At 63.7% G+C, this 23,018-nt stretch carries 24 protein-coding genes; 11 read left to right on the top strand and 13 right to left on the bottom strand.

The window, feature by feature from the left end:
- Nucleotides 1-4: 4 nt before the first annotated feature.
- The 5 genes from ETQ85_RS12670 (at nucleotide 5) to ETQ85_RS12650 (ending at nucleotide 6,760) form a co-directional block, all read left to right on the top strand.
- Nucleotides 5-736, top strand: a complete 732-nt coding sequence (locus ETQ85_RS12670) for a WecB/TagA/CpsF family glycosyltransferase (protein WP_222862153.1) — start codon at nucleotides 5-7, stop codon at nucleotides 734-736.
- 16 nt (nucleotides 737-752) lie between these two features.
- Nucleotides 753-2,216 (top strand): phenylacetate--CoA ligase family protein, encoded by a 1,464-nt coding sequence (locus ETQ85_RS12665; RefSeq protein ID WP_148579439.1) that lies wholly within the window; start codon nucleotides 753-755, stop codon nucleotides 2,214-2,216.
- An 81-nt stretch (nucleotides 2,217-2,297) separates the two neighbouring features.
- A complete protein-coding gene (locus ETQ85_RS12660) occupies nucleotides 2,298-3,386 on the top strand; it encodes a glycosyltransferase family 4 protein (RefSeq protein WP_187394696.1) in 1,089 nt (362 codons plus the stop codon).
- Nucleotides 3,387-3,393: 7 nt separating this feature from the next.
- Nucleotides 3,394-4,776, top strand: coding sequence for a phenylacetate--CoA ligase family protein (locus ETQ85_RS12655; RefSeq protein WP_148579437.1), 1,383 nt, complete (start codon nucleotides 3,394-3,396; stop codon nucleotides 4,774-4,776).
- A gap of 4 nt (nucleotides 4,777-4,780) precedes the next feature.
- Nucleotides 4,781-6,760 (top strand): heparinase II/III family protein, encoded by a 1,980-nt coding sequence (locus tag ETQ85_RS12650; protein ID WP_148579436.1) that lies wholly within the window; start codon nucleotides 4,781-4,783, stop codon nucleotides 6,758-6,760.
- Nucleotides 6,761-6,766: 6 nt separating this feature from the next.
- Here ETQ85_RS12650 and ETQ85_RS12645 read toward each other — a convergent pair whose 3' ends face one another.
- Together ETQ85_RS12645 and ETQ85_RS12640 are read right to left on the bottom strand one after the other, a co-directional pair.
- A complete protein-coding gene (locus tag ETQ85_RS12645; RefSeq protein ID WP_148579435.1) occupies nucleotides 6,767-7,615 on the bottom strand; it encodes an HDOD domain-containing protein in 849 nt (282 codons plus the stop codon).
- Between the two features lie 54 nt (nucleotides 7,616-7,669).
- Nucleotides 7,670-7,858 (bottom strand): hypothetical protein, encoded by a 189-nt coding sequence (locus tag ETQ85_RS12640; protein ID WP_148579434.1) that lies wholly within the window; start codon nucleotides 7,856-7,858, stop codon nucleotides 7,670-7,672.
- Nucleotides 7,859-7,874: 16 nt separating this feature from the next.
- Here ETQ85_RS12640 and ETQ85_RS12635 point away from each other — a divergent pair, with 16 nt between their 5' ends.
- A complete protein-coding gene (locus tag ETQ85_RS12635) occupies nucleotides 7,875-8,735 on the top strand; it encodes an endonuclease/exonuclease/phosphatase family protein (RefSeq protein WP_148579433.1) in 861 nt (286 codons plus the stop codon).
- A 42-nt stretch (nucleotides 8,736-8,777) separates the two neighbouring features.
- Here ETQ85_RS12635 and ETQ85_RS12630 read toward each other — a convergent pair whose 3' ends face one another.
- Nucleotides 8,778-9,299, bottom strand: a complete 522-nt coding sequence (locus tag ETQ85_RS12630; RefSeq protein ID WP_148579432.1) for a gamma carbonic anhydrase family protein — start codon at nucleotides 9,297-9,299, stop codon at nucleotides 8,778-8,780.
- Between the two features lie 210 nt (nucleotides 9,300-9,509).
- Here ETQ85_RS12630 and ETQ85_RS12625 point away from each other — a divergent pair, with 210 nt between their 5' ends.
- The 3 genes from ETQ85_RS12625 (at nucleotide 9,510) to ETQ85_RS12615 (ending at nucleotide 11,584) form a co-directional block, all read left to right on the top strand.
- Nucleotides 9,510-10,292 carry a crotonase/enoyl-CoA hydratase family protein gene (locus ETQ85_RS12625; RefSeq protein WP_148579431.1) on the top strand — a complete coding sequence of 261 codons (783 nt, stop codon included), beginning with the start codon at nucleotides 9,510-9,512 and terminating at the stop codon, nucleotides 10,290-10,292.
- 3 nt (nucleotides 10,293-10,295) lie between these two features.
- Nucleotides 10,296-10,655, top strand: coding sequence for a nucleotide pyrophosphohydrolase (locus ETQ85_RS12620; RefSeq protein ID WP_148579430.1), 360 nt, complete (start codon nucleotides 10,296-10,298; stop codon nucleotides 10,653-10,655).
- Nucleotides 10,656-10,735: 80 nt separating this feature from the next.
- Nucleotides 10,736-11,584, top strand: a complete 849-nt coding sequence (locus ETQ85_RS12615; protein WP_148579429.1) for a 23S rRNA (adenine(2030)-N(6))-methyltransferase RlmJ — start codon at nucleotides 10,736-10,738, stop codon at nucleotides 11,582-11,584.
- A gap of 64 nt (nucleotides 11,585-11,648) precedes the next feature.
- Here the strand turns inward: ETQ85_RS12615 and ETQ85_RS12610 are convergent, their stop codons facing one another.
- The 5 genes from ETQ85_RS12610 to ETQ85_RS12590 form a co-directional block, all read right to left on the bottom strand.
- Complete coding sequence (locus ETQ85_RS12610; RefSeq protein WP_148579428.1) at nucleotides 11,649-12,944, bottom strand: acetyl-CoA hydrolase/transferase family protein; 1,296 nt, start codon at nucleotides 12,942-12,944, stop codon at nucleotides 11,649-11,651.
- A gap of 138 nt (nucleotides 12,945-13,082) precedes the next feature.
- A complete protein-coding gene (locus tag ETQ85_RS12605; protein ID WP_148579427.1) occupies nucleotides 13,083-14,345 on the bottom strand; it encodes a DUF1615 domain-containing protein in 1,263 nt (420 codons plus the stop codon).
- A complete protein-coding gene (locus ETQ85_RS12600) occupies nucleotides 14,342-14,581 on the bottom strand; it encodes a hypothetical protein (RefSeq protein ID WP_148579426.1) in 240 nt (79 codons plus the stop codon). Before ETQ85_RS12600 ends, ETQ85_RS12605 begins: the two co-directional genes overlap by 4 nt.
- A gap of 76 nt (nucleotides 14,582-14,657) precedes the next feature.
- Entirely contained in the window at nucleotides 14,658-15,668 is a 1,011-nt protein-coding gene (locus ETQ85_RS12595; protein WP_148579425.1) for an inorganic phosphate transporter, read from the bottom strand.
- A 9-nt stretch (nucleotides 15,669-15,677) separates the two neighbouring features.
- Nucleotides 15,678-16,304, bottom strand: a complete 627-nt coding sequence (locus ETQ85_RS12590) for a DUF47 domain-containing protein (protein WP_148579424.1) — start codon at nucleotides 16,302-16,304, stop codon at nucleotides 15,678-15,680.
- Between the two features lie 203 nt (nucleotides 16,305-16,507).
- On the opposite strand from ETQ85_RS12590, the gene ETQ85_RS12585 reads away from it, so the two are divergent.
- Entirely contained in the window at nucleotides 16,508-17,851 is a 1,344-nt protein-coding gene (locus ETQ85_RS12585) for an HD-GYP domain-containing protein (RefSeq protein WP_148579423.1), read from the top strand.
- 32 nt (nucleotides 17,852-17,883) lie between these two features.
- Here the strand turns inward: ETQ85_RS12585 and ETQ85_RS12580 are convergent, their stop codons facing one another.
- The 5 genes from ETQ85_RS12580 to queD form a co-directional block, all read right to left on the bottom strand.
- Nucleotides 17,884-19,728 (bottom strand): DEAD/DEAH box helicase, encoded by a 1,845-nt coding sequence (locus tag ETQ85_RS12580; RefSeq protein ID WP_148579422.1) that lies wholly within the window; start codon nucleotides 19,726-19,728, stop codon nucleotides 17,884-17,886.
- Between the two features lie 115 nt (nucleotides 19,729-19,843).
- Nucleotides 19,844-20,548, bottom strand: coding sequence for a glutathione binding-like protein (locus tag ETQ85_RS12575; protein ID WP_148579421.1), 705 nt, complete (start codon nucleotides 20,546-20,548; stop codon nucleotides 19,844-19,846).
- A gap of 11 nt (nucleotides 20,549-20,559) precedes the next feature.
- Complete coding sequence (locus ETQ85_RS12570; RefSeq protein WP_148579420.1) at nucleotides 20,560-20,916, bottom strand: ribbon-helix-helix domain-containing protein; 357 nt, start codon at nucleotides 20,914-20,916, stop codon at nucleotides 20,560-20,562.
- Nucleotides 20,917-20,997: 81 nt separating this feature from the next.
- The gene (locus tag ETQ85_RS12565; RefSeq protein ID WP_148579419.1) at nucleotides 20,998-21,576 is read right to left on the bottom strand and encodes a DJ-1/PfpI family protein; all 579 of its coding nucleotides are present in this window, start codon (nucleotides 21,574-21,576) and stop codon (nucleotides 20,998-21,000) included.
- 68 nt (nucleotides 21,577-21,644) lie between these two features.
- Nucleotides 21,645-22,088 carry a 6-carboxytetrahydropterin synthase QueD gene (gene queD / locus ETQ85_RS12560; protein WP_148579418.1) on the bottom strand — a complete coding sequence of 148 codons (444 nt, stop codon included), beginning with the start codon at nucleotides 22,086-22,088 and terminating at the stop codon, nucleotides 21,645-21,647.
- Between the two features lie 67 nt (nucleotides 22,089-22,155).
- On the opposite strand from queD, the gene ETQ85_RS12555 reads away from it, so the two are divergent.
- A complete protein-coding gene (locus ETQ85_RS12555) occupies nucleotides 22,156-23,007 on the top strand; it encodes a radical SAM protein (protein WP_148579417.1) in 852 nt (283 codons plus the stop codon).
- Nucleotides 23,008-23,018: the final 11 nt, after the last annotated feature.

The raw sequence follows: 23,018 nt of genomic DNA, 5'->3' as shown, positions 1-23,018 counted from the left end.
GACTATGAGAATTCAATTGATGGGGTGTGCGGTGGATAACCTGAACATGGAGGAAACCCTTCGGCAGGTCGATGGCTTCATCCGTTCCGGCAAGCCACACCAGCATGTGGTCGTGAACGTGGACAAGATCGTCAAGGCCAGTCGCGATCCTGGCTTGCGCCAGATCATCAACGACTGCGACCTGATCAACGCCGATGGCATGCCGGTGGTGTGGGCTTCACGCCTGCTCGGCCAGCCGCTCAAGGAGCGTGTCACCGGCATCGACCTGTTCGAGGCGCTGATGAAGCGCTCGGCCGAGCAGGGCTGGCGGGTCTTTTTGCTCGGCGCCCGTGAAGAGGTGGTGAGCGGCGTGGCCCGCATCTATCCGGCGCGCTACCCGGGCCTGACCCTGGCCGGTTATCGCAACGGCTACTGGACGCCGGAGGAGGAGGAGGGGGTCGTTGCGGCCATCGCCGCGACCCGGCCGGACATCCTTTTCGTGGCCATCAGTTCCCCCAAGAAAGAGGCTTTCCTGGCCCGTTACCAGGAGGCCATGAAGGTGCCTTTCGCGATGGGCGTCGGTGGCACTTTCGATGTGGCCGTGGGCCTCGTCAGCCGGGCGCCGGTGTGGATGCAGAAGGCCGGGCTGGAGTGGTTCTACCGTTTCCTGCAGGAGCCGCGGCGCATGTTCCGCCGTTATTTCATCGATGACATGGCCTTCGTCGCGCTGTTTGCGCGCGAGTGGATCAAGCGCTGAGGGGGCGGGAGCGGATATGGGAATCGAAGACTGGGGCTACCGCTGGCTGAAGCGCTACATGGACGCGCCGCAATGGGTCAAGGAACCCATCGGGCGCCTCTACGGCCTGCTTCCCGACAGCCTGCGTCATGGCCGGGACTATCCGCGCTACCGGGCCGAAGCGGCCCTCGGGTCGGCGGATCAAATTGGCCATCTGGCTGAAGCCCGCCTGCGCGAAACCCTGCTGTGGGCGGCACAGACGGTGCCGGCCTATGCGGCCATCGCCGCCCAGTTGCTGATCGATATGCCGGCCTCCGAGTGGCTGGCGCTGTTTCCGCTGATGACCAAGCTCGATTACCGGCGCGAACCCGAGAAATACCTGTCCACCGGTTGTGCGCCCGAGCACCGTCTGCCCATGCAGACCAGCGGCTCGGTGGCGGAACCCTTCCGCTTCTTTCTTCACAAGGGCGTCTCGCGGGCCAAGGAGGCGGCCTACATCGAGGCCTACAGTCAGCGCATCGGCCTGACCCGGCAGGACGTGGTGCTGTCCCTGCGCGGCCGCAACATTCGCGGTTCGGCGGCGGACAACGGCCCTCTGCACAGCTACGAGCCGATCAAGCGGATGCTGTGGATCAGCCCCAACCACCTGGATGCGGCCTACATGCCGCGTCACGTGGAGGCGTCGATTGAACACGGGGTGAGTTTCATCCAGGGCTATTCGTCGGCAGTGTATGAGCTGGCCCGCTGGCTGGACTTCAACCCGCACCCCCGTTTCACCGAGGCCGTGCGCGGCGTGCAGTTGTTCTCGGAATGCGCCGAGCCCGACATGGTCGATCTGATCGAACGGGTGTTCGGCTGTCCGGTGCTGGTGCACTACGGCCATTCCGAGCGTTCGGTGATGGCCGGTTCGATGCCGGACGATCACCGCTATTTTGTGTGGCCGCTGTACGGCCACGTGGAACTCATCGACGACGAGGGCAAGCCGATCACGCAGCCCGGTGTGCAGGGTGAAGTGGTGGCCACCGGCTTCGACAACAAGGTGATGCCCTTCATCCGCTACCGCACGGGCGATCTGGCCATGTGGTCGGACAAGCCGGCCCATCCGGCGTTGTCGGGCTATCCGGTGCTGGAGCGCATCGACGGGCGCAACAACGATTATTTTGTGGGTGCGGATGGCCGCCGGATTCCGGTGGCGTCGCTCGGCGGGCTGCGTCCGCCGGCGTTCCTGCAGATCGAGGCGTGCCAGTACGAGCAGTTCGCGCCGGGCAAGCTGATCGTCCGCCTGCAGTCGGCCACGCCGCTCGATCCGGCGGTGCTCGAGGTGATCCGCAACTATTTCAAGGTCAAGCTGCTGGGCTGTGTGGACACCGAGCTGGAGGTGGTCAGCCACATTGCGCGGACGGCCCGCGGCAAGCGTCGCCTGATGATCCAGCACATCACCGACGAGCGACGTCAGCCCGTGGCCGGCACGCTGGCCGCGAACGGAAACACACTGCAATGAGCATTGAGCACGGACTCTACCGCGGGTTTGGCAAGTATCCGGATGTGCCCCGGTGGATCAGGACGTCAGCAGGTCTGGCCCATGTCTGAGTCCAGCGTGTCGGCACTGGTCATGCTGGGGCCCGATTCGGGCGCCCGGGGCGGTATCGCTTCGGTGTTGCGGGTCTGGCAGGAGGCCGGCCTGTACGTTGGTCGTCCGGTGATCCATGTGCCGACTTACGTGGACGGTGGCCCGGTCGCCAAGCTTGGCGCGGTGCTGCGGGCCTTGCTGCGCTTCATTGTGTTGCTGTTCAGCGGGCAGGTGGCAGCCGTGCATGCCCATTCGGCCTCCAACGCCAGCTTTCGGCGCAAGAGCCTGTTTCTGGCGCTGGCCCGGCTGGCCGGCAAGCCGTATGTCTTTCATCTGCACGGCGGCGCCTTCGACCGTTATTACGCCGGGGCGTCGCAGCTTGAACGGGCCTGGGTTAAACGCACGATCCGCGGTGCGCGGGTGGTGTTCGTGCTGTCGGACAACTGGGCTTCCTGGCTGCGCCAGAACATTCGCCATACGGATGTTCGGGTGCTGCCCAATCCGGTCCTGCCGTCGAGCCTGCCTGACGGGGTCGTGCGCGAGCCGCAGACCTTGCTGTTCCTTGGCCGTCTAGAGGAAGAGAAGGGCGTCTTCGTGCTGATCGAGGCGCTGGCGCTGCTGGCCGGGCGCTATCCGGCGCTGCGGGCCGTGGTGGCCGGAGAAGGAGACATGGATGCGCTGCGGGCGGCGGCCACCGCGGCGGGCGTGCCGGAGCGTCTCGAGCTGCCCGGCTGGGTTGCCGGCGAGGCCAAGGCCCGACTGCTGGCGCGGGCCGGTCTGTTTGTGCTGCCGTCCCGTTTCGAGGGCTTGCCGATGGCCTTGCTGGAGGCTCAGGCGGCGGGGCTGCCGGTGGTGGCCACGCGTGTGGGCGGCATTCCCCAGGTGGTGACGGATGGGGTTAACGGCCTGCTCGCCGATCCGGACGATGTGGCTTCGCTGGTCGAGGCACTGGCGCCGCTTCTCGCCGATGTCGAACTGGCCCGCCGGATGGGCGAAATTGGTCGCGAGCGCGTGCTGGCCGGCTATGGCGTGGACCGCGTGGCGGCCTTGCTCGACAGCGCCTGGCGGTGTCTTGATGCCGACCCGCGCCCAAGGAACTGAAACCGACATGTTTTCGAGTCATTCCCCTTTCTATCGCGCTGCGCCGCTGCCCCTGCAGGAGAGGCTGCTGTCCATGCAGAGCCGTTTGCGCGGCCTGCTGACCCAGCGCCGGATCCTCACGCAGACCACTGCTTCGATCGAGCGCAGCCAGTGGTTGTCCCCGGAAGGGTGGCAGACGCTGCAACTGAACTCCCTGCGCCAGCTGGCGCTCGATGCGCAGCGGCGGGTGCCTTACTATCGGGACCTGTTCGACCGGCTGGATATCGATCCGGCCCGGTGGACGAGTCTCACTGACCTGAATCTCATTCCCGAGCTGGGCAAGGACGACGTGATCGCCGCCGGTGCCAGCCTGCTCGCCGAAGGTGGCCCCTGGCTGCGCTTCAAGGGTTCCACCAGCGGTACCACAGGGCGGGCCATGCTGGGCTGGCGCGACCGGGCGTCGATTGCCTTCGAGCAAGCCTTCGTCGACCGTCAGGCCAGCTGGGCCGGCTATCGCCAGGGCGAGCGCCGGGCCTGGTTGCGGGGCGATCCGGTGGTGCCGGCACATCAGGCGGACGGGCCCCTGTGGCGCATCAACCGGGCGGACAACATGCTGATGCTGTCTTCCTATCACCTGACCCGGGAAAACGGCGCCGCCTATCTGGCCGCCCTTGAAAAATTCGATCCGGTGATGATCCAGGCCTATCCCTCATCGGTGAGCTACCTGGCCCGCTGGCTGGAGGAGCACGACTTGACCTACCGGGGCAAGGCCCTGCGTGGCATCGTGACCTCGTCGGAAACCCTCGGTGCGGACGACCGGCGTGTCATCGTCGAGCGCTTTGGCTGCCGCGTTTTCGACTGGTACGGGGCCTTTGAACGGGTGGCCGCCATTGGCACCTGCGAGCACGGTAATTACCACGTGATGGAGGACTACGGCTGCGTCGAGTTCGAGCACAACGACGACGGTACGGCCAACCTCATCGGCACGGGTTTCGGCAATCGCAGCATGCCCCTGTTCCGCTACCGGGCCGACGATGTGGTGGTGCCTGCCGATCCCGCCTACCGCTGCCCGTGCGGACGCAGTTTCCGGGTTGTGGAGCGGGTGCTCGGACGGGTGGACGATGTGATCCGCACGCCGGATGGACGGCATGTGGTGATGCTGGACTGGATTTTTTCGGGCCTGTTCGGGCTGATGGAGGCCCAGGTGGTGCAGGAGCGCCTCGACGAGGTGTGCATCCGCATCGTCGCCGGACCGGATTTCGGCCGCCGTGAAGAGCTGGCGCTCGACAGCCGGGCGCGGGACCGTCTGGGCGAGCGGGTGAATATTCGAATAGAACGCGTGGCCAGTATCGAGCGCACGCGCAATGGCAAGTTCCGGCAGATTGTCAGCCGGTTGAGTGGAGAGCAGTAAATTTATGTCGAATCTTACCCGGGTGGGGTGGTACTGGAACCGGCTGCGCTGCATGTCGGTGTCGGAAATGGTGGAGCGGGCGGGAACGAGCGCCACGCAGGCCGTCGAGCGTTACCGTCCACCCATTTCCGTGCCGTCGCCGCGGCTCGACAAGCCGGGCGCCCGCTGGTTGCCGCGGGAGGTGCCGGAGCCCGGCCGGACGGTTTTGCAACGGGCCGACGAAGTGCTCTCCGGGCAGTGGCGGATCTTCGCCCGTGGTGCGGTCAGCCTGGGTTTTCCGCCCGAATGGAACCGCAATCCGGACAATGCCGCGCTGCTGCCGATGACCTACGGCAAGCTCATGAGCTTCCGTGACATTACGGTCACCGGCGACATCAAGTATCTGTGGGAGCCCAACCGTCATCTGGAACTGGTGACGCTGGCCCAGGCCTGGCAGATCAGCGGTGAACGCCGCTACCTGGATGCGATCGGCAGCCTGCTCGAAAGCTGGTTCCTCCAGTGTCCGTACCTGCAGGGCCCCAACTGGGCGAGTTCTCTTGAAGCGGGCATCCGGCTGATCAACTGGGCGACCGTGTGGCAACTGATCGGTGGCATGCAGTCACCCCTTTTCGAGCAACCGGTGGGCAAGGTGCTGCGTACCGACTGGCTGAACAGTGTGTGGCGTCATGCGGAATTCATCCGTGGTCACCGCTCGCGCCATTCTTCGGCGAACAATCATCTGATCGGCGAACTGAGCGGGCTGTTCGTCGCCGGGGTCACCTGGCCCTTGTGGGACGAGGCCAAGGCGTGGCGGCGGATCGGCCGGGACGGGCTGGAAGTGGAGGCCCTGCGTCAGAATGCGCCGGACGGGGTGAATCGGGAGCAGGCCACGGCCTATCAGCAGTTCGTGTGGGATTTCCTGCTTTTTGCCGGCCTCGCTGCGCGGGCCACCGGCAAGCCGTTCAGCGAAGCCTACTGGCAGCGCATGGAGGCCATGCTCGAATACGTGGCAGCCATCATGGACAGCGGCGGGCATGTGCCGATGTTCGGCGATGCCGATGACGGTCTTGTGTCGGGTTTGTCTTTTGGCGCCGAGGCTTGTGCCTTCCATTCCCAGCTGGCTACGGGAGCCCTTCTGTTCGGCAATCCGGGGCTGGCCCGCAAGGCCGGCATCGTCGATTCACGTACCGTCTGGCTGCTCGGGCGTGAAGCGTGCCAGCCGTTTGACGGCTTGTTGCTGCAGGCTGCGCCGGCGACGGCTCGTACGGATTTTCCGGACGGGGGCGTGTTTGTGCTGGGCGCCAACCTGGATACCCCGAGCGAGTTTCGCATCGTGGCCGATGCGGGCCTGCTCGGGCTCGGCGGTATTGCCGCCCATGGCCACGCAGATGCCCTGTCCTTTACGCTGTCGGTTGCCGGACGCGAGTTTCTCATCGATCCGGGCACTGGCACCTATCATGGGCCGCGCACCTGGCGGGATGGCTTTCGCGGTACCGCCATGCACAACACGCTGTCCATCGCCGGCCAGGATCAGGCCGTGTCGGGGGGCAAGTTCATGTGGATGAAAAAGTACCGGACCCAGGTCATCGAGCGGGAGTCCACCCCGGCCGTCGACCGCCTGGTGGCGGAACACGATGGCTACCGGCGCCTGCCGGGCCGTCCGCTGCATCGCCGCAGCTGGCACGTGGACAAGCTTGCTGCCAGCCTGATCGTTGAGGATGTGGTGGCGGCGGCGACGGCGCAGACGCTGACCCTGCACTGGCATTTCAGCGAGGACTGCAGCGTGACGTGTACGCCGGAAGGTCTCAAGATCACCAATGGCGGGGTTTGCCTGGGCATGACCCTGCCACAGGATGGCGAGGTGAGCATTCTGCATGGCTCGGACGAACCGCTGGCCGGCTGGGTGTCCCGCGGCTACGACCGCATCGTGCCGAGCACCACCGTGGTGTGGCGCGGTCTGGTGCCGGCGGGAGAGCCCGTCGAGACGGTCTTTCGTCGCCTGTAATGCCGTTCAGCCCTTCGGAAAGAACAGGGCGATGACGGCAGGCGTCTCGTCCCGCGCCTGAAGCCGGATCGCCGCCAGGCGTCCGGCGTCGAGTTCGAGGCGGGCGGCGCTCATCGGATCGAGCAGCAGCAGGGCCGCTTCGTCGGGGTTCTCCAGGTCTTCCGTGGCGAGGATCTGGTTGGCCACATTGAGCAACGAGGCCTCGGTGGCATGGGGGCCGCCGAGGGCCGGCATCAGTTGTGCGCCGATGGCGGTGGCAAAGCCGCTCGGCAGATGCAGGGCCGAGGCCAGGGCGGCGCCAACTTCCGCATGGTTGCAGCCGATGACGGCCTGTTCGGCCTCATGCAGCGGCATTCCTGCATGACGGGCCTTTTCGTGTGCGGCGTGGGTCGCCTCGGGCGCAGCCTGGAACATCACCAGATGGCCGATATCGGCCAGCAGCCCTTCGACGAACATCCGCTCCGGATCGCCCATGCCCAGCTGGCGGGCGGCTGCGCGGGCGGCCATGCCCCGGAAAACGCAATCCTTCCAGAAGTGGGTCATGTGCATGTTGGCCGGCCGGATGCCTGCGAAGGCACCAACAACGGCGGTGCTGAGTACCAGATCATGGACCTGCTGCATGCCCATCAGATTGACGGCCCGGCCGACGGTTTCTATCTTGCCGGGGAAACCGTACAGGACACTGTTGACGACCTGCAGGACCCGCGCCGTGATGGCCGGATCGCTGGAAACTGCTTCGGCCAGTTGATGCACCGAACTCTCCGGATCGTCGAGCAGATCCCGGATACGGTGATAGACCGCTGGCAGGCTGGCCAGCTTTTCGACGCAGGCGACGAGTTCATGAGGCGTGGACATGATCGTTCAGGTGAGCAGGTGACAAAGGGGTTTACGGCAGTGCGGATGCCTGCTTTAGTCGCTTGTCACTGCCTTGTTGATTTTTGCGTTCGTGACAAAAATCCTGTTTTTATCAAAGACCTGTAATCCTTTCGGCAATTGAGCACAGAGCGCGGAGGATTGGAGAGGAGGCGCTGCCGCCGGCTTGCTATTCTCGTCCATAGCGATCCCCGTGAGCTGTTTCGGGAAGGGATCGAAAACCATGGAGAATTGATTTTCAATGAAGTTACTGAGCTGGAATATTCAGTGGGGGCGGGGTGCCGATGGGGTGGTTAACCTCAGCCGCACGATTTCGGCCATTCGTACGCTGGGCGATTTCGATGTGATGTGCCTGCAGGAGGTTGCGGTCGGTTTTGCCGGCCTGCAGGGGGATGCGCCGGTCGATGAGGTTGCGGTGCTGACTGGGGCTTTCCCGGGCTACAGCGCGCATTTTGCGGAAGGGGTCGATGTGCCGGACGGTGCCGGTGGCCGCAGTCGCTTCGGCAATCTGACCTTGTCGCGCCTGCCGGTCGGGCAGGTTTTTCGTCACAGCCTGCCGCGTCCGCCTGAAGAAGGTGTGCCGAGCATGCCGCGGGTGTGTCTGGAAGTGATCGTCGATGGGCCCAGGGGGCCGATTCGGGTGATGAACACCCACCTGGAGTACTACTCGCGCATCCAGCGCATGACCCAGATTGCGGCGCTGCACATGCTGCAGTCGGATGCGGTTCGTCTGGCAGAGATGGGCGGGCAGGTTGCCGGCCGCAACGCCGGGGTGGATTCGCCGTTTGCCATATGGCCGCGTTCATCGTCGGCCATTGTGTGTGGTGACTTCAATTGCGAGCCGGGCAGCCCGGAGTATTACCGCATGACGGCGCCGATCAGCGCCGATGTGTCGGGCTGGGAGGATGCCTGGCGCGCCTGTTACAGCGAGATTCCTCATCTGCGCACGGTGGGACTGAACGGCGCGGAATGGCCCGATCGGGCGTATTGCTGTGATTATTTCTTCGTCAGCGCCGACCTGGTGGACCAGGTCGAGGCGGTGGCGGTGGACCAGGCAACGGCGGCCTCGGATCATCAGCCGATCATGCTGACCCTTGCCTGAACGCCCGCGGGCCTGGCCCGCGGTGCGTTTCTGGCAAGCCGTTTAAAGCTTGACCAGCTCTTCCTGGTAGCGCAGGGCGTTATTCACATAACCGTCGGCGCTGGCCTGCAGGCGGCTGATTTCATGATCGGTCAGCTCGCGGATGATGCGTCCTGGCGAGCCGCATACCAGCGAGCGATCGGGAATCACCTTGCCTTCGGGAATCAGCGAGTTGGCACCGATCAGACAGTGCTTGCCGACGACCGCCCGGTTCAGCACCACGGCGTTGATGCCGATCAGGGAGCCTTCGCCCACCTTGCAGCCGTGGAGCATCACCTTGTGGCCGATGGTCACGTTGGCGCCGATGTCCAGTGGCACGCCGTCGTCCGTATGCAGGACAGAACCGTCCTGCACATTGGTGTTGTCGCCGATCGTGATGGGGTCGTTGTCGCCGCGCAGAATTGCGCCAAACCAGATGTTCACGTTACGTCCAAGCCGAACATCGCCGATGACGGTGGCGTTTTCGGCGATCCAGACTCCCTCCTGCAACTGCGGAGCAAGCTCTCCGAGGCGGTATATCGGCATATTTTTTCCTGTTTTAGTTAAGTTTCGGCCGTGCCGCCGAATGGCCAGCCGAAGAGCGCGCCATAATATCAGGGTGACAGTCGAGCGCAAGGGGAAGGGGTTTTTCTTGCCCTTTCCGTAAGGGAAATAAGGGCTTAGCTCAGTCTTTCGAGGGCTTGGGCAAGTCTTCCGGGAATGTCCCGTTAACAGGAGGAGAGCAAGGTGGCGACGATGGATTTTGTGGTTTTCGAACAACAGGGAGGAATCGTGACCCTGACCCTGAATGCCCCCGGAGAGCGCAACGCCCTCTCCAGTCAGGCCCAGTGGGATGCCGTGGTGCAGGCCTGCGAGCAGGTCCAGCGGGATCAGTCGGTGAAAGTGGTGATCCTCACCGGTGCCGGAAGCGCCTTTTGCGCTGGTGGCAACGTCAAGGATTTTCGCGACAAGCGTGGTTTGGCGGCAGGCGGCGGGATGGCGGTGCGGGAGAACTACCGCAACGGGATCCAGCGCATTCCGCTGGCTTTCTACCGTCTCGATGTGCCAACCATCGCCGCGGTCAACGGCCCGGCCATCGGTGCGGGTTGTGATTTGGCCTGCATGGCCGATATCCGCATTGCTTCCGACAAGGCCAGCTTTGCCGAAAGTTTTGTCAAACTCGGCCTGATTCCCGGCGATGGTGGTGCGTGGCTGCTGCAACGGGTGGTGGGCTACGCCAAGGCGGCGGAAATGAGCTTTACCGGCGATCTGCTCGACGCACAGCAGGCTCTGGCGATCGGCCTGGTGTCGAAGGTGGTGCCGGCTGCGAGTCTGCTCGATGAGGCGCGGGCGCTGGCCGAACGCATGGCCGCCAATCCGGGCCAGGCCCTGCGCATGACCAAGCGCCTGATGCGGGAGGCCCAGACGAGCCGGCTCGATACGATTCTTGAACTGTCGGCGGCCTACCAGGCCCTGACCCATACTTCGGAAGAGCACGACACGGCAGTGGCGGCCTTCCTCGACCGCAAGAAGGGGTGAGCCATGGCTGGCGATCTTGACGAACTCACCCGGCTGGTGGCGGCCTTCCGGGACGCCCGGGACTGGGCCCAGTTTCATTCCCTGCGCAACCTGATCGTGTCCCTCAACCTGGAAGCGAGCGAATTGCTGGAGCTGACCCAGTGGAAGAGCGACGACGAGATTGCCAGCCTGTCGGCCGATCTGCACGAGCGCGAGGCCCTGGAGGACGAGTGTGCCGACGTGCTGCTCTACCTGCTGTTGATCGCCGAGCGCGCCGGCATCGACCTGGATGCGGCCACGCGCATCAAGCTGGCCAAGAATGAAGCCAAGTACCCGGTGGCGCTTTTCCATGGCTCGCGGCGCAAATACAACGCACCGGAGTGATCGCCGGGCAGGCGGCAGGGCGGTCGAGGTGATAGCATCGCGACCCTGATCCTTAGTACCCGTTTCCGGGCGCATTCGCCATGTTGAGTTACCGCCACGCCTTCCATGCCGGCAATCACGCCGACGTGCTCAAGCACTTCGTCCTCGTCCAGTTGCTGGAATACTTCAACCAGAAGGACAAACCCTACTGGTACATCGATACCCACGCCGGCGCCGGCTGCTATTCCCTCGACCAGGCCTTCGCGCGCAAGAACGCGGAGTACGAAGAGGGAATCGGCCGCATCCTCGGCCGCAAGGACATTCCGGCGGAGCTGAAGAGCTACCTCAAGCTGGTGCGTGACCTGAACCCGAACAAGGGCAAGCTGCACCTTTATCCCGGCTCCCCCTGCTGCGCTGCGCCGCTGCTGCGGGAGGACGACCGGATGCGTCTGTTTGAACTGCACCCGTCCGACAGCCGTCTGCTGCAGAAGACCTTTGAAAACGCCGGCAACAAGGTTCTGATCCAGGAGCTGGACGGCTTCACCGGCATCAACGCCTTCCTGCCGCCGCCGACCCGGCGGGCGCTGGTGCTCATCGATCCGCCTTACGAGGTGAAGACCGATTACCGTACCGTATTGACGATGATGAAGGAGAGTCTGCGCCGCTTTCCGACGGGTACTTATGTGGTGTGGTTCCCGCGCCTGAATTCGATGATGGCGCGCGAGTTGCCCGAAAAGCTCAAGCGTCTGCCGATCACCAGCTGGCTGAATGTGAGCCTTGACGTGCAAAAGCCGTCGGAAGACGGCTACGGGATGTACGGCAGCGGGCTGTTCATCGTCAATCCGCCGTGGAACCTGCCGGCGACACTGAAGAAGGTGATGCCTTACCTGGTGCAGGTACTGGGCCTGGACGAAGGCGCCAAGTATGAACTGGAAGCGATGATCCCTTGAGCGGGAACAGTTTTGAAGCCGCTCCGGCCAGGGCCGGAGCGTAAAAGAAGTATTGCCGCCCTGATTACAGCAGGTGCATCTTCTTGGCGGTTTCCGTCAGTTCGGCACGGAAGTTCGGGTGGGCGATGGCAATGAGGGCCTGGGTGCGCTGCTTGGCACTCTTGCCGCGCAGCTGGGCCACACCGTATTCGGTCACCACGTAGTTGATGTCATTCTTGCTGGTGGACACGTGGGTGCCCGGCGTCAGGGTCGGGACGATACGGGAAATCGTGTCGCCCTTGGCCGTGGACGGGACCACGATGAAGGCCTTGCCGCCCTTGGAGCGGTTGGCTGCCCGCACGAAGTCGGACTGGCCGCCGGTACCGGAGTAGGGGAGCGGACCGAGGCTTTCGGAGCCGCACTGACCGAGGAAGTCGATTTCCAGCGTGGCGTTGATGCACATCAGGTTGTCGTTCTGACCAGCCAGGTAAGGATCGTTGGTGAAGTCCACCGGATGCATCTCGATCATCGGGTTGCGATCGATCCAGTTGTAGAGCTTCTTGGAGCCCAGCGCAAAGGTAGCCACCATCTTGCCCGGCATGTAGTTCTTGCGGCGGTTGGTCACGGCACCGGCCTCGAGCAGGGTCAGGATTCCGTCGCCGATCATTTCGGTGTGGATGCCCAGATCGTGCTTGTGGGTCAATTGCATCACCACCGCATCCGGAATGCCGCCATAACCGATCTGCAGGGTTGAACCGTCGTCGATCATGTCGGCCACGTACTTGCCGATGGCTTCCTGCACGGGGCCGATGGTTGGCAGGCCCACTTCGAGCACCGGCTCATCATTTTCGACCAGGGCTGTGACCTGGGAAATATGAATGTGGCAGTTGCCGAAAGCGTAGGGAACGTTGGGGTTCACTTCGACGATCACCGCACGGGCCTTGCGAATGGCGGCCATCGTGTAGTCCGGCGCGAGGCCCAGCGAGAAGTAGCCGTGCTTGTCCATGGGCGAAACCTGAGTGAACACCACCTCGGCAGGCATCAGGCCACGATCGATCAACTGCGGCATTTCCGAGAAGTAGCTCGGGTAGAAGTCGACTGCGCCTTCCTTGAAGCCGGGGCGGGTGGCCCCGCTGAAAAAGTAGGCCACGTGACGCACGTGCTCGGCGGTTGCCGGATCAAGGTAGCCGAACTTGCGCACGGCCAGAATCTGGGACACCTTCACATCCCGAAAATCGCGGCGGTGCTCGGACAGTGCGGTGAGCAGCGCCGGAGGTTCGGCTACCGCGGTCGGAACCACGATGGTGTCGCCGTTATGAATGTTGCGGATTGCTTCGTCCGCGGTGACGCGCTTGCTGGCGTATTGCGCCTGGAAACTCATGTGCTTCTCTCCCTTTGATATCGTTTTATCGTAGATTAAATCATGCCTTTGCGGCACAGCCTGTACTCGATTGTAAAGGTCGTCCGTACCCCCGCGTATGGTTTGGATCAAGGAAGTTGCAGGCTGTTCCGGGGCGACTCAGGGTAGCGAGGACGGGTCTCGTCCCAGGCATGTCCGATGGCGTGCATCGACCCTTTCGGCGAACCAGGCGGTAGTCAGCTTGCGGCTGATTTTCGGACTTTTCAGGTCGATTTGCGGCATGGCCTCGCGGGACAGGCGCCCTCCTGCTGCGGCTTCTGCCTGCGCGAAAACACGGGTGTAAAGCGGGGTCTGGGCGAACTGGGCGGTTTTTTCGAGACGCAGGTCATGCTCGATATCCTGGCGCGACAGGGCGATGCGGCCGGCTATGCGCTGCAGTGCGGTGAGTGTGGTGCTCGGCTCGGCGGACGGTGCGCCGCCGCTGTAGCGCAGCAGGTCGCCATCGAGGGCGAGTGGCTGCCCGCTCAGACGTGCCACGGCGCTCTGGAAGGCGGCGTTGCGGCTGCTGTAGCGTCCGGCATTGAAGTCGGCAAAGCGGAACAGGGGCTTGGTGTAGGGCGCCGGATAGTCGAGCAGGATAGCCGTGCCAAAGTACACTCCGCCCCGGCGGCTGAAGACTTCGTTGCGGATGCTGCCGCGGCGCGGATAGGGATAGGCTTTTTCCTTCACCTGATCCTCGGCGAAGGCCACGCTGACCTGCATCGGTCCACCGGTGCGCACCGGGTTGTAGCCGCCGAGCAGGGATTTGCCGTGGGGAAACTCGGAAATCATGTCCTCGAACAGCTCGTTCATCTGTTTCTCGGTGCGTAGCGTATCGACCCGTGTCTTGTAGCTGCGACCGTCGGGGGAACTCTTCAGGAAGGCGGCGTCGATGAGGAGCCTGGGCAGATGCAGGCGTTCGCGCCGGCTGTCGATTTCCTTCCAGACGATCTGCGGCAGGCCTGCCACGGGCGGGTCGGCCTGAAAGGTCGATTCCTGCTCGATGACTGCGATGACGGCGCAGATGTTGTCGGGCGTGGGGGAGATCCGCAGGGCGGAGAAGGCGCCAAAGATGTCGCCGGCCCATGCGTCCCGGTCTTTCACCTGAGGCGGAATGAAGCGGGCGACGAGCGTGCGGCCTTCCCGTTCCCCGGGATACGCGGCGACGGGCGGTTTTGCGGCGACAGGCGGCGGCAGCGGGGTTGCGGGCGTCGGCAGCGGGGGCGGGCGGAGGGGCTCGGGCACTGGCACGGGACGGCTCCCGGCGGCCGGTTCGCCTGGCAGGGGCGGCAGTTTGGGCGAGGGGCGTGATTCGAGCGGGCCGCTGCTCGCACAGCCACCGAGCAGGACAGCCCCGGCGATCAGGCCGATGGCACGCTTCAACGCGGCTCCGTGTCTTTTTCGGCTTCGGCGACGCGGCTCAGGCTGCGCGTATAGAAAGCGGCGTAACCCAGGCCGATGAAGGCCATGAGGCCGGTCATCAGGACCGGGCCCTCGGCAGGCTGGCCGGCCAGGATATTGGCGGCAAAGGAATAGCCGAGCACAGTGGCTGCAGCAAGGCCGCCAATGATGCGGATGAGGGCGAAGGTTTTTTGCTGCTTGAGGGTGGGAGTGGCCATCGTTTGAAGTAGTGGAAAAGCGGGGTGGCGCGAGGATCAGGCTTCTCCTCGCGCACGTCAAGCACCCCGCTGATCCTTACATCAGCGTACGGCCCAGCCAGTAGGCGCCTGCGGCGATCAGCGCGGAGCAGGGGATGGTAAGGACCCATGCCCACACGATGCTGCCGGCAACGCCCCAGCGCACAGCCGCCGTGCGGCGTACCGAGCCCACACCGACAATGGCGCCGGTGATGGTGTGCGTGGTGGATACCGGGATGCCCAGGCTGGTGGCCAGGAACAGGGTGATCGCACCACCTGTTTCAGCGCAGAAGCCGCCGACGGGCTTGAGCTTGGTGATGCGCTGGCCCATGGTCTTGACGATTCGCCAGCCGCCGAAGAGGGTGCCGAGGCCAATGGACATGTAGCACAGCACGACAACCCACATCGGCACCGGATCACCCTGGGCGGTGACGCCCGCAGCGATCAGCAGCATCCAGATGATGCCGACTGTCTTTTGGGCATCGTTACCGCCGTGGCCGAGGCTGTAGGCCGCTGCCGAGACGAGCTGCAAGCGGCGGAACCATTTGTCTACCCGGCGCTGGGTCTTGTTGCGGCATATCCATGCGACCGCCACCAGTGTCAGTGAACCCAGCACATAGCCGAACAGCGGTGAGATGATGATGAAGGCGACGGTCTTCCAGATGCCGGCGGCGATCAGCGAATCGGTGCTGCCGGCCTTGGCAATGGCTGCGCCGACCAGACCGCCGATGAGCGCGTGGGACGAGCTGGAGGGGATGCCGTAATACCAGGTGACCACGTTCCAGGCGATGGCGCCGATGAGGGCGCCAAAGATGAGGTAGTGGTCTACCACGCCTGGATCGATGATGCCCTTGCCCACCGTGCTGGCGACCTTGAGCTGGAAAACGAAGAGGGCAACGAAGTTGAAGAAGGCGGCCCAGGCGACGGCCTGATGGGGCTTGAGGACGCCGGTGGAGACGACGGTGGCGATGGCATTCGCTGCGTCGTGAAAGCCGTTCATGAAGTCAAACAGCAGGGCGATGACGACGAGCCCGGCGATGACCCAGAAACCGATCTGTACGTGTTCCATAGGGGAGGCTCAGGCGTTTTCGAGCACGATGCCTTCGACGATCTTGGCGACGTCCTCACAGCGATCGGTAATGGATTCGAGCTGCTCGTAGATGGCCTTGAGCTTCATGACCTGCAGGGCATCCCGTTCGTCGCGGAAAAGCTTGGACATGGCGCCGCGCATGATGCGGTCGGCATCGGTTTCCAGGCGGTCGATTTCCTGGCAGGTCTGGAGGATGGCGCTGGCGTTGTCCATGTTGGAGATCAATCCGACGACGATCTTCACGCGGGTACAGCACGACAGGCTGACGTTGGCCAGTTGCAGGGCCTCGGGGGTGATGCGCTGGATGTGGTACAGGGTCATGCACTCGGCCACATCCTGGACGGTATCCAGAATGTCGTCCATGGCATTGATGAGGCTGTGGATCTCGTCGCGGTCGAGGGGCGTGATGAAACTCTTGTGGAGCTGGGCGACGGTTTCGTGGGTGATCTTGTCAGCGGCCTGTTCGATCGTCTCGATGTTGGCGATATGTTTTTCTGCGCCAGCCAGGTCTTCCATGAGGGCGACCAGTTCCTGGGCTCCCAGAATGATTTGCTCCGCATGGTTGTTGAAAAGGTCAAAAAAACGGCCCTCTTGGGGCAGCAGGCGTCCGAACATGAGTTTGATTTGTTACAAAGGAATGGCAGTAGCGTTACATTTTATCAGACCCTTCTGCTTCCACGGCTCTGGACGGCGCAAGTGTGGGCTGCGCGCAACGGATCGCCGTGTCTTCAGTCCCCTGGTTTTGTGCCGTTAGCCATCGTTGATTCCGTTTGCCGATGCAGGGCAGCGGGCAGGATGAACTTGGGTGGAGAGGCACGATGCCACTTGGCGGATTGACACTGTCGGAACTGATCGGGGCGCTCAGTCATGCCCTCGACATCACGGAGGGGCAGCCGGAAGGGCATTGCGTGCGCTGTTGCTGGATTGGCATGCATGTGGGACGAGCGATGGGGCTGTCCGACGAAGCGTTGTGGGAGCTTTATTACACGCTGCTCCTCAAGGATCTGGGCTGCAGCAGTAATGCGGCACGGATCTGTGAGCTCTACATGACCGATGACCTGTCTTTCAAGCGCGACTTCAAAACGGTGAATGGCAGGCTGCCCAAGGTGCTCAAGTTCGTCATCAGTCACACCGGGCTCGGTGCGGGCCTGAGCGAGCGCTTCAAGGCCATGGCCAACATCTTCCAGAACGGTGACGGCATTGCCCAGGAGCTGATCCAGACCCGCTGTACCCGTGGTGCCGATATCGCCCGCCAACTGCGTTTCAGCGAGGCGGTGGCGATGGGTATTCACGGTCTTGATGAGCACTGGAACGGCGGCGGGCGCCCGGGGCAACTGAAAGGGGAGGATATCCCTGTTTTTTCGCGAATTGCCCTGCTGGCCCAGGTGGTGGACGTCTTCAATGTCTCTGACGGGGTCGATGCGGCGTGCTGGGAGGTGGAGGACCGCTGCGGCTCGTGGTTCGATCCGGCGGTGGTGTCGGCCTTTCGGCGCTGTGCGGAAATGCCCGGATTCTGGGAGCGCCTTTCGGCACCCGATCTGGACAAGGCGGTGTTTGCGCTGGAGCCCGGGCGTTTTGTGGTGCCGCTGGACGAAGACTATCTGGACGAGATTGCCGCAGCCTTCGGTCAGGTCGTGGACTCGAAGAGTCCCTACACTTCGGGGCATAGCGCCCGCGTGGGGTTCTATACCGACCGGATTGCCGAAGAGCTGGGGATGGATCTGCCGCGGCGGCGCTGGCTGAAGCGGGCGGCACTGCTCCACGACATGGGCAAGCTGGGGGTGAGCAACGCGATTCTCGACAAGCCAGGCAAGCTGGATGCCGATGAATGGGCCGCCGTGCAGCGTCATGCCGTCTACACGGAAAGCATTCTGTCGCGTATCGATGCGTTCGCGGAGTTGGCTGCGGTGGCAGGTGCCCACCACGAGCGCCTCGATGGCAAGGGTTATCCCCGGGGGATTGATGCCGAGCAGATTTCGCTCGAGACCCGGATCATTACTACCGCAGACATTTTTGATGCGATCACTGCCGAACGCCCCTACCGGGGGGCGGTGCCGGTGGATAAAACGTTGGAAATCATGGGTGCAGAAGTAGGAAAAGCCATCGACGCCCGCTGCTTTGAAGCACTGCAGCGGATCGTCGGTGGCTTTGAACTGAGCTAGGAACCTGTCGGAACAGGCTCCGGCTTATTGGCTCAGGGCTTGGGCTTGCGGGACTTGAAGTCGCCGCCGGCGGGGCGGTCGAAGCCTTCCATGCGGAAAGGCTTTTTCGGGCCGGCACTGCGCGGCGCAGCGCCGGGGCCGCCAGGGCCAGGACGGCCACCACGTTCGCGGCTGGCTTCCTCGGGGCTGGCCAGGCGGATGTTCAGCGGCTGCTGACGCACCCGCGCCCGGCGCAGGATTTGCAGGATGTCGTTGGGCAGGTCGGACGGCAGTTCGACGGTGCTGTAGTCCTCGAACAGGTTGATCTGGCCGATGAAGCGGCTTTCGATGCCGGCTTCATTGGCGATCGCGCCGACGATGTCCTTGGGCGACGCCATGTGTTCGCGACCCACATCGATGCGGTAGCGGGCCAGACGGCCTTCGGCGTAGTCACGCCGGCGTTCGAGGATTTCGCCCCGGTTTTCACGTGCTTCGCGCGGTTGCTCGCGGCTGTCACGGGCCGGACGCTCGGGCTTGGCGGCGGAGGCTGACATCTGGGCGAAGTCGGGCTTCCCCGAGTCCGGCATTTGCAGCGGACGATCCTTCTGGGCCAGGTAGGCCAGTGCGGCGGCGATCTCGCGGATGTCGGAGTCGTTGTTCTCTTCCATGCCGGCGATCACGTCGAGGAAGAAGGCCAGGTCCTGGGATTCGAGGACTTCGGAAACCTGCTGGCGGAAGGAGGCGACGCGCTTGTCGGCGACGGCTTCACGGGACGGCAGTTTGAGGGCCTCGATGGGCTGGCGGGTGGCCCGTTCGATCTGGCGCAGCAGGTGGTTTTCGCGCGGGGCGACAAACAGGATGGCATTGCCGGTACGGCCCGCACGCCCGGTACGGCCGATGCGGTGTACGTATGCTTCGGTGTCGTACGGAATGTCGTAGTTGATGACGTGGCTGACGCGGGGTACGTCGATGCCGCGGGCGGCCACGTCGGTGGCGACGACGATGTCGAGGGTCTTGTTCTTGAGCTGTTCGATGACCCGCTCACGCAACTGCTGGGTCATGTCGCCGTTCAGGCAGGCGGCGGCGTAGCCACGGGCTTCCAGCTTTTCGGCCAGTTCGACGGTGGCGGTCTTGGTGCGCACGAAGACGATGGCGGCATCGAATTCGTCTTCGACTTCAAGGATGCGGGTCAGCGCGTCGAGCTTGTGCGGGCCGGCGATCTGCAGGAAGCGCTGGCGGATGGTGGAGACGGTCGTGGTGGCCGACTTGATCTTCACTTCCTTCGGGTCGCGCAGGTAGCGGTGGGCGACACGGCGGATGGCGTCCGGCATGGTGGCCGAGAAGAGCGCGGTCTGCCGTTCGGCTGGGATGCGTTCGAGGATCCATTCGACGTCGTCGATGAAGCCCATGCGCAGCATTTCGTCGGCTTCATCGAGGATCAGCGTGGTGATGCTGTCGAGGTTGAGGCTCTTCCGCTCCATGTGGTCCATCACGCGGCCGGGGGTGCCGACAATCACGTGGGCGCCGCGGCTCAGCTGGCGGAGCTGGACGACCATGCTCTGGCCGCCGTAGATGGGCAGCACGTGGAAGCCGGGCATCTTGCTGGCGTAGCGCTGGAAGGCTTCGGCGACCTGGATCGCGAGTTCGCGGGTGGGGGCGAGCACCAGCACCTGCGGGTTGCGCTTGGAGAGGTCGACCTTGTCGAGGGCGGGCAGGGCGAAGGCGGCAGTCTTGCCGGTGCCGGTCTGGGCTTCGCCGAGGATGTCGTTGCCGGCGAGCAGGAGCGGAATGCAGGCGGCCTGGATCGGCGAGGGGGTTTCGTAGCCGATCTCGGTGAGGGCCGCGAGGAGCGGCGCCTGGAGGTCGAGCTGGTCGAAGCGTTCGATGGGAGCAGTCATGGGAGAGGGGCGCGGGCCGGGTGAAGGGTGAAGCGGTCTTGGGCCCGGAAATAAGAAGCGGCTTCAGCTAAGCCGGCATTTTACCGGAAGCCGGCCTTCGCGTCCCGGGCCTGGTTCACGCTTTTGTTACTGTGTCTGCATCCTGACCGAACAGAAGCTTCTTTGCGGCTTCGTCCATGACCGGTGCCTTGTTGATCTGTTCAGCCAGCGCGTAGGCGCGCACGGTGGCCGGTCGCTGGCGGATGGCCTCGAACCAGCGGGCGAGATGCGGAAAATCGGCGAGGTTCTGGCGCTGTCGTTCGTGAGGCACGATCCACGGGTAGCAGGCCATGTCGGCGATGGAGTAATCGGCACCGGCGATGAATTCCCGGTCGGCCAGGCGCTTGTTGAGAACCGCGTAGAGCCGGGCAGTTTCCTTGACGTAGCGGTCGATGGCGTAGGGAATGGTTTCCGGTGCGTACTGCACGAAGTGGTGATTCTGTCCGGCCATGGGGCCAAGGCCGCCCATTTGCCAGAACAGCCACTGCAGGGTGTCGATGCGCACGCGCGGATCGGCGGCCAGGAACTGCCCGGTTTTTTCGGCCAGATAGAGCAGGATGGCGCCGGACTCGAAGATCGAGATCGGCTCGCCGCCGCCGGCCGGCGCGTTGTCGACGATTGCCGGGATGCGGTTGTTGGGGGCGATGTGCAGGAAGTCGGGCTGGAATTGTTCGCCCTTGCCGATGTTGATCGGCACGATGCGGTAAGGCAGCCCGGCTTCTTCGAGGAAGAGGGTGATCTTGTGGCCGTTGGGAGTGGTCCAGTAGTACAGGTCGATCATCGCGAAGGCTTTCAGGCGGAGGGGCGTCGTTCGGCGGCCAGCACCCAGGCGGGATCGAGGCTGCGAATCGGTACCCGGGTGTCGGCAGGAATGCGGCCGGCCAGCTGGAGTTGCTGGTAGCGCATGCAGGAGACCCGCAGGAAGGACGTAAAGTTCGCGTGTTCTTCGAGGCGCCGGCTGGCAACCAGTTCGTCGTAGAGGCGGCTGACCAGTTGCGGCACGCTGAGTCCGTCCCGTTCGCCGATTTCTTCAAGCACGTTCCAGAACAGGTTTTCCAGGCGCAGGCTGGTGGCAACACCATGCAGGCGGATGGAGCGGCTGCGGGTGGTGTAGAGATCCGGGTCGGCGTTGATGAAGATCTGGCACATCGCGGAAGGGCTCCTGAAACGGGGAAGCCCCCGCAAAACCATTGTAGGTGCTGCGGGGGCCTTGTGCTGCAGCCGGTTTGATCAGTGGCTGATCTTGGTGCCGAGCAGGGCGAGGAACTGGGCGATCCATGCCGGATGAGCGGGCCAGGCGGGGGCGGAAACCAGATTGCCCTCTGTGATCGCCTGATCCACCGGGATGTTGGCGTAGGTGCCGCCGGCCAGTTCGACTTCGGCCTGGCAGGCCGGGTAGGCCGAGCAGGTGCGGCCTTCGAGCACGCGGGCGCCGGCCAGCAGCTGGGCGCCGTGGCATACCGCCGCCACCGGCTTGTTGGCCTCGAAAAAGTGGCGCACGGCGGCGATCACGGCCGGGTACAGGCGCAGGTATTCGGGGCCGCGGCCGCCGGGGATCACCAGTGCGTCGTAGTCCTCGGCGCGGATGTCGGCGAAGGTGGCGTTGAGGGCGAAGTTGTGACCGCGCTTCTCGGTGTAGGTCTGGTCGCCTTCGAAGTCATGGATAGCGGTGGCGATGGTGTCGCCAGCCTTTTTGTCGGGACACACGGCGTGCACCGTGTGGCCGACAGCCAGCAGGGCCTGGAAGGGCACCATGGTTTCGTAGTCTTCGCAGAAGTCGCCGCAGATCATCAGGATTTTTTTGGCCATGTCTGTCTCCGTTGGGTGAGGGGTGGAGGCAGTGTGGCGGCGGAAGACGGGCTGCGGGTAGTAGCCGGTTACTTCGCCAGGGCGTCGGCCCAGCAGTTGGGGGTTTCGAACAGGCGCACCCGTTCCAGGCGCAGGTGGTTGCCGTACACGTCGCGGTACAGCGGGTCGAGGATGCGGAAGGCTTCGGCAGCGAGGTTTTCGGCAGTGGGTACCATGTCGAGAATGACGGTCTTGTGGCCGGGCATGCTCTGCAGGAAGTTCACCACGGCGGTGTCGCCCCTGTAGGCCAGGAAGGCGTGATCCCACACATCAACGACGTGTTGCTTGGCCACTGACTTTACATCGGCGAAGTCCATGACCATGCCGTTCACCGGCGAGCCGCCGGCCTGGATGATCTCTCCGGAAAGGGTGATCTCCAGTCCATAGCGGTGGCCGTGGAGGTGACGGCACTGGCTGGCGTGGTCGGGAATGCGGTGGCCCGCGTCAAATTCCAGGCGGCGCGTGATACGCATGGGGAGGACCGTGTATCAAAAAAGGTCCCGTATTATACGCACCTCGTTTTTGCACCCGGATGCCGGTATGAACACCCTCCCGCAAATGCTCACCGTTACCGATCACAACCGCGGCTTCATCGACATGACTTACGTCTATCCGGTGGTGTCGCGGCGGGCCGGCGGCGTGTCGGTGGGTATCAACCTGAATCCGAACAATGCCTGCAACTGGCACTGTGCCTACTGTCAGGTGCCGGGGCTGGTGCGCGGGGCGGCGCCGGAGATCGACCTTGAGCTGCTTGAAACAGAGCTGCGGAGCTTTCTCCATGCACTGCTTCACGGCAGCTTCATGGAAGAGCACGTGCCGGTCGAGGCGCGGGTGATCCGCGACATCGCCTTCTCGGGTAATGGCGAGCCGACCAGCAGCAAGGCCTTTGCGGAGATCGTCGAGCGGGTGATCGTCATGCGCGACGCGGCGGGGCTGGTGGATGTGCCGATCCGGCTCATCACCAATGGCAGCCTGATTGATCGGCCCTATGTGCAGACTGCGCTGAAGGCTCTGGCGGCGGCGGGCGGCGAGGTGTGGTTCAAGTTTGATGCCGGGACGGCAGCCGATATCCAGCGTATCAACGGTATCGACGTCAATCCGGAAACCCATGCCAGGCGCCTGGCCCTGTGCGCCTCCCTGTGCCCGACCTGGGTGCAGACGTGCATGTTCCGCTGGGATGGCGAACTGCCTTCCCGCGAACTTGTGAGCAACTATATTGCGATGCTTGAACTCGCCGGGCTGGCGGCACTGAAGGGCGTGCATCTTTACGGTGTCGCCCGGCCGTCATTCCAGCCGGAAGCCCTGCATCTGCAGCAATTATCGGCACATGAGCTGAAGGCGATTGCCCGTCAGCTCAATGAAAAAGGGCTGACCCTTACAGTCAGCCCCTGAATAAACACGTT

The organism is Zoogloea oleivorans (assembly GCF_008107625.1).
In the GTDB taxonomy this organism is placed as follows: domain Bacteria; phylum Pseudomonadota; class Gammaproteobacteria; order Burkholderiales; family Rhodocyclaceae; genus Zoogloea; species Zoogloea oleivorans.
Note: the sequence above shows the minus strand (reverse complement) of the source record. Positions and strands in the feature narration are given on the sequence as shown.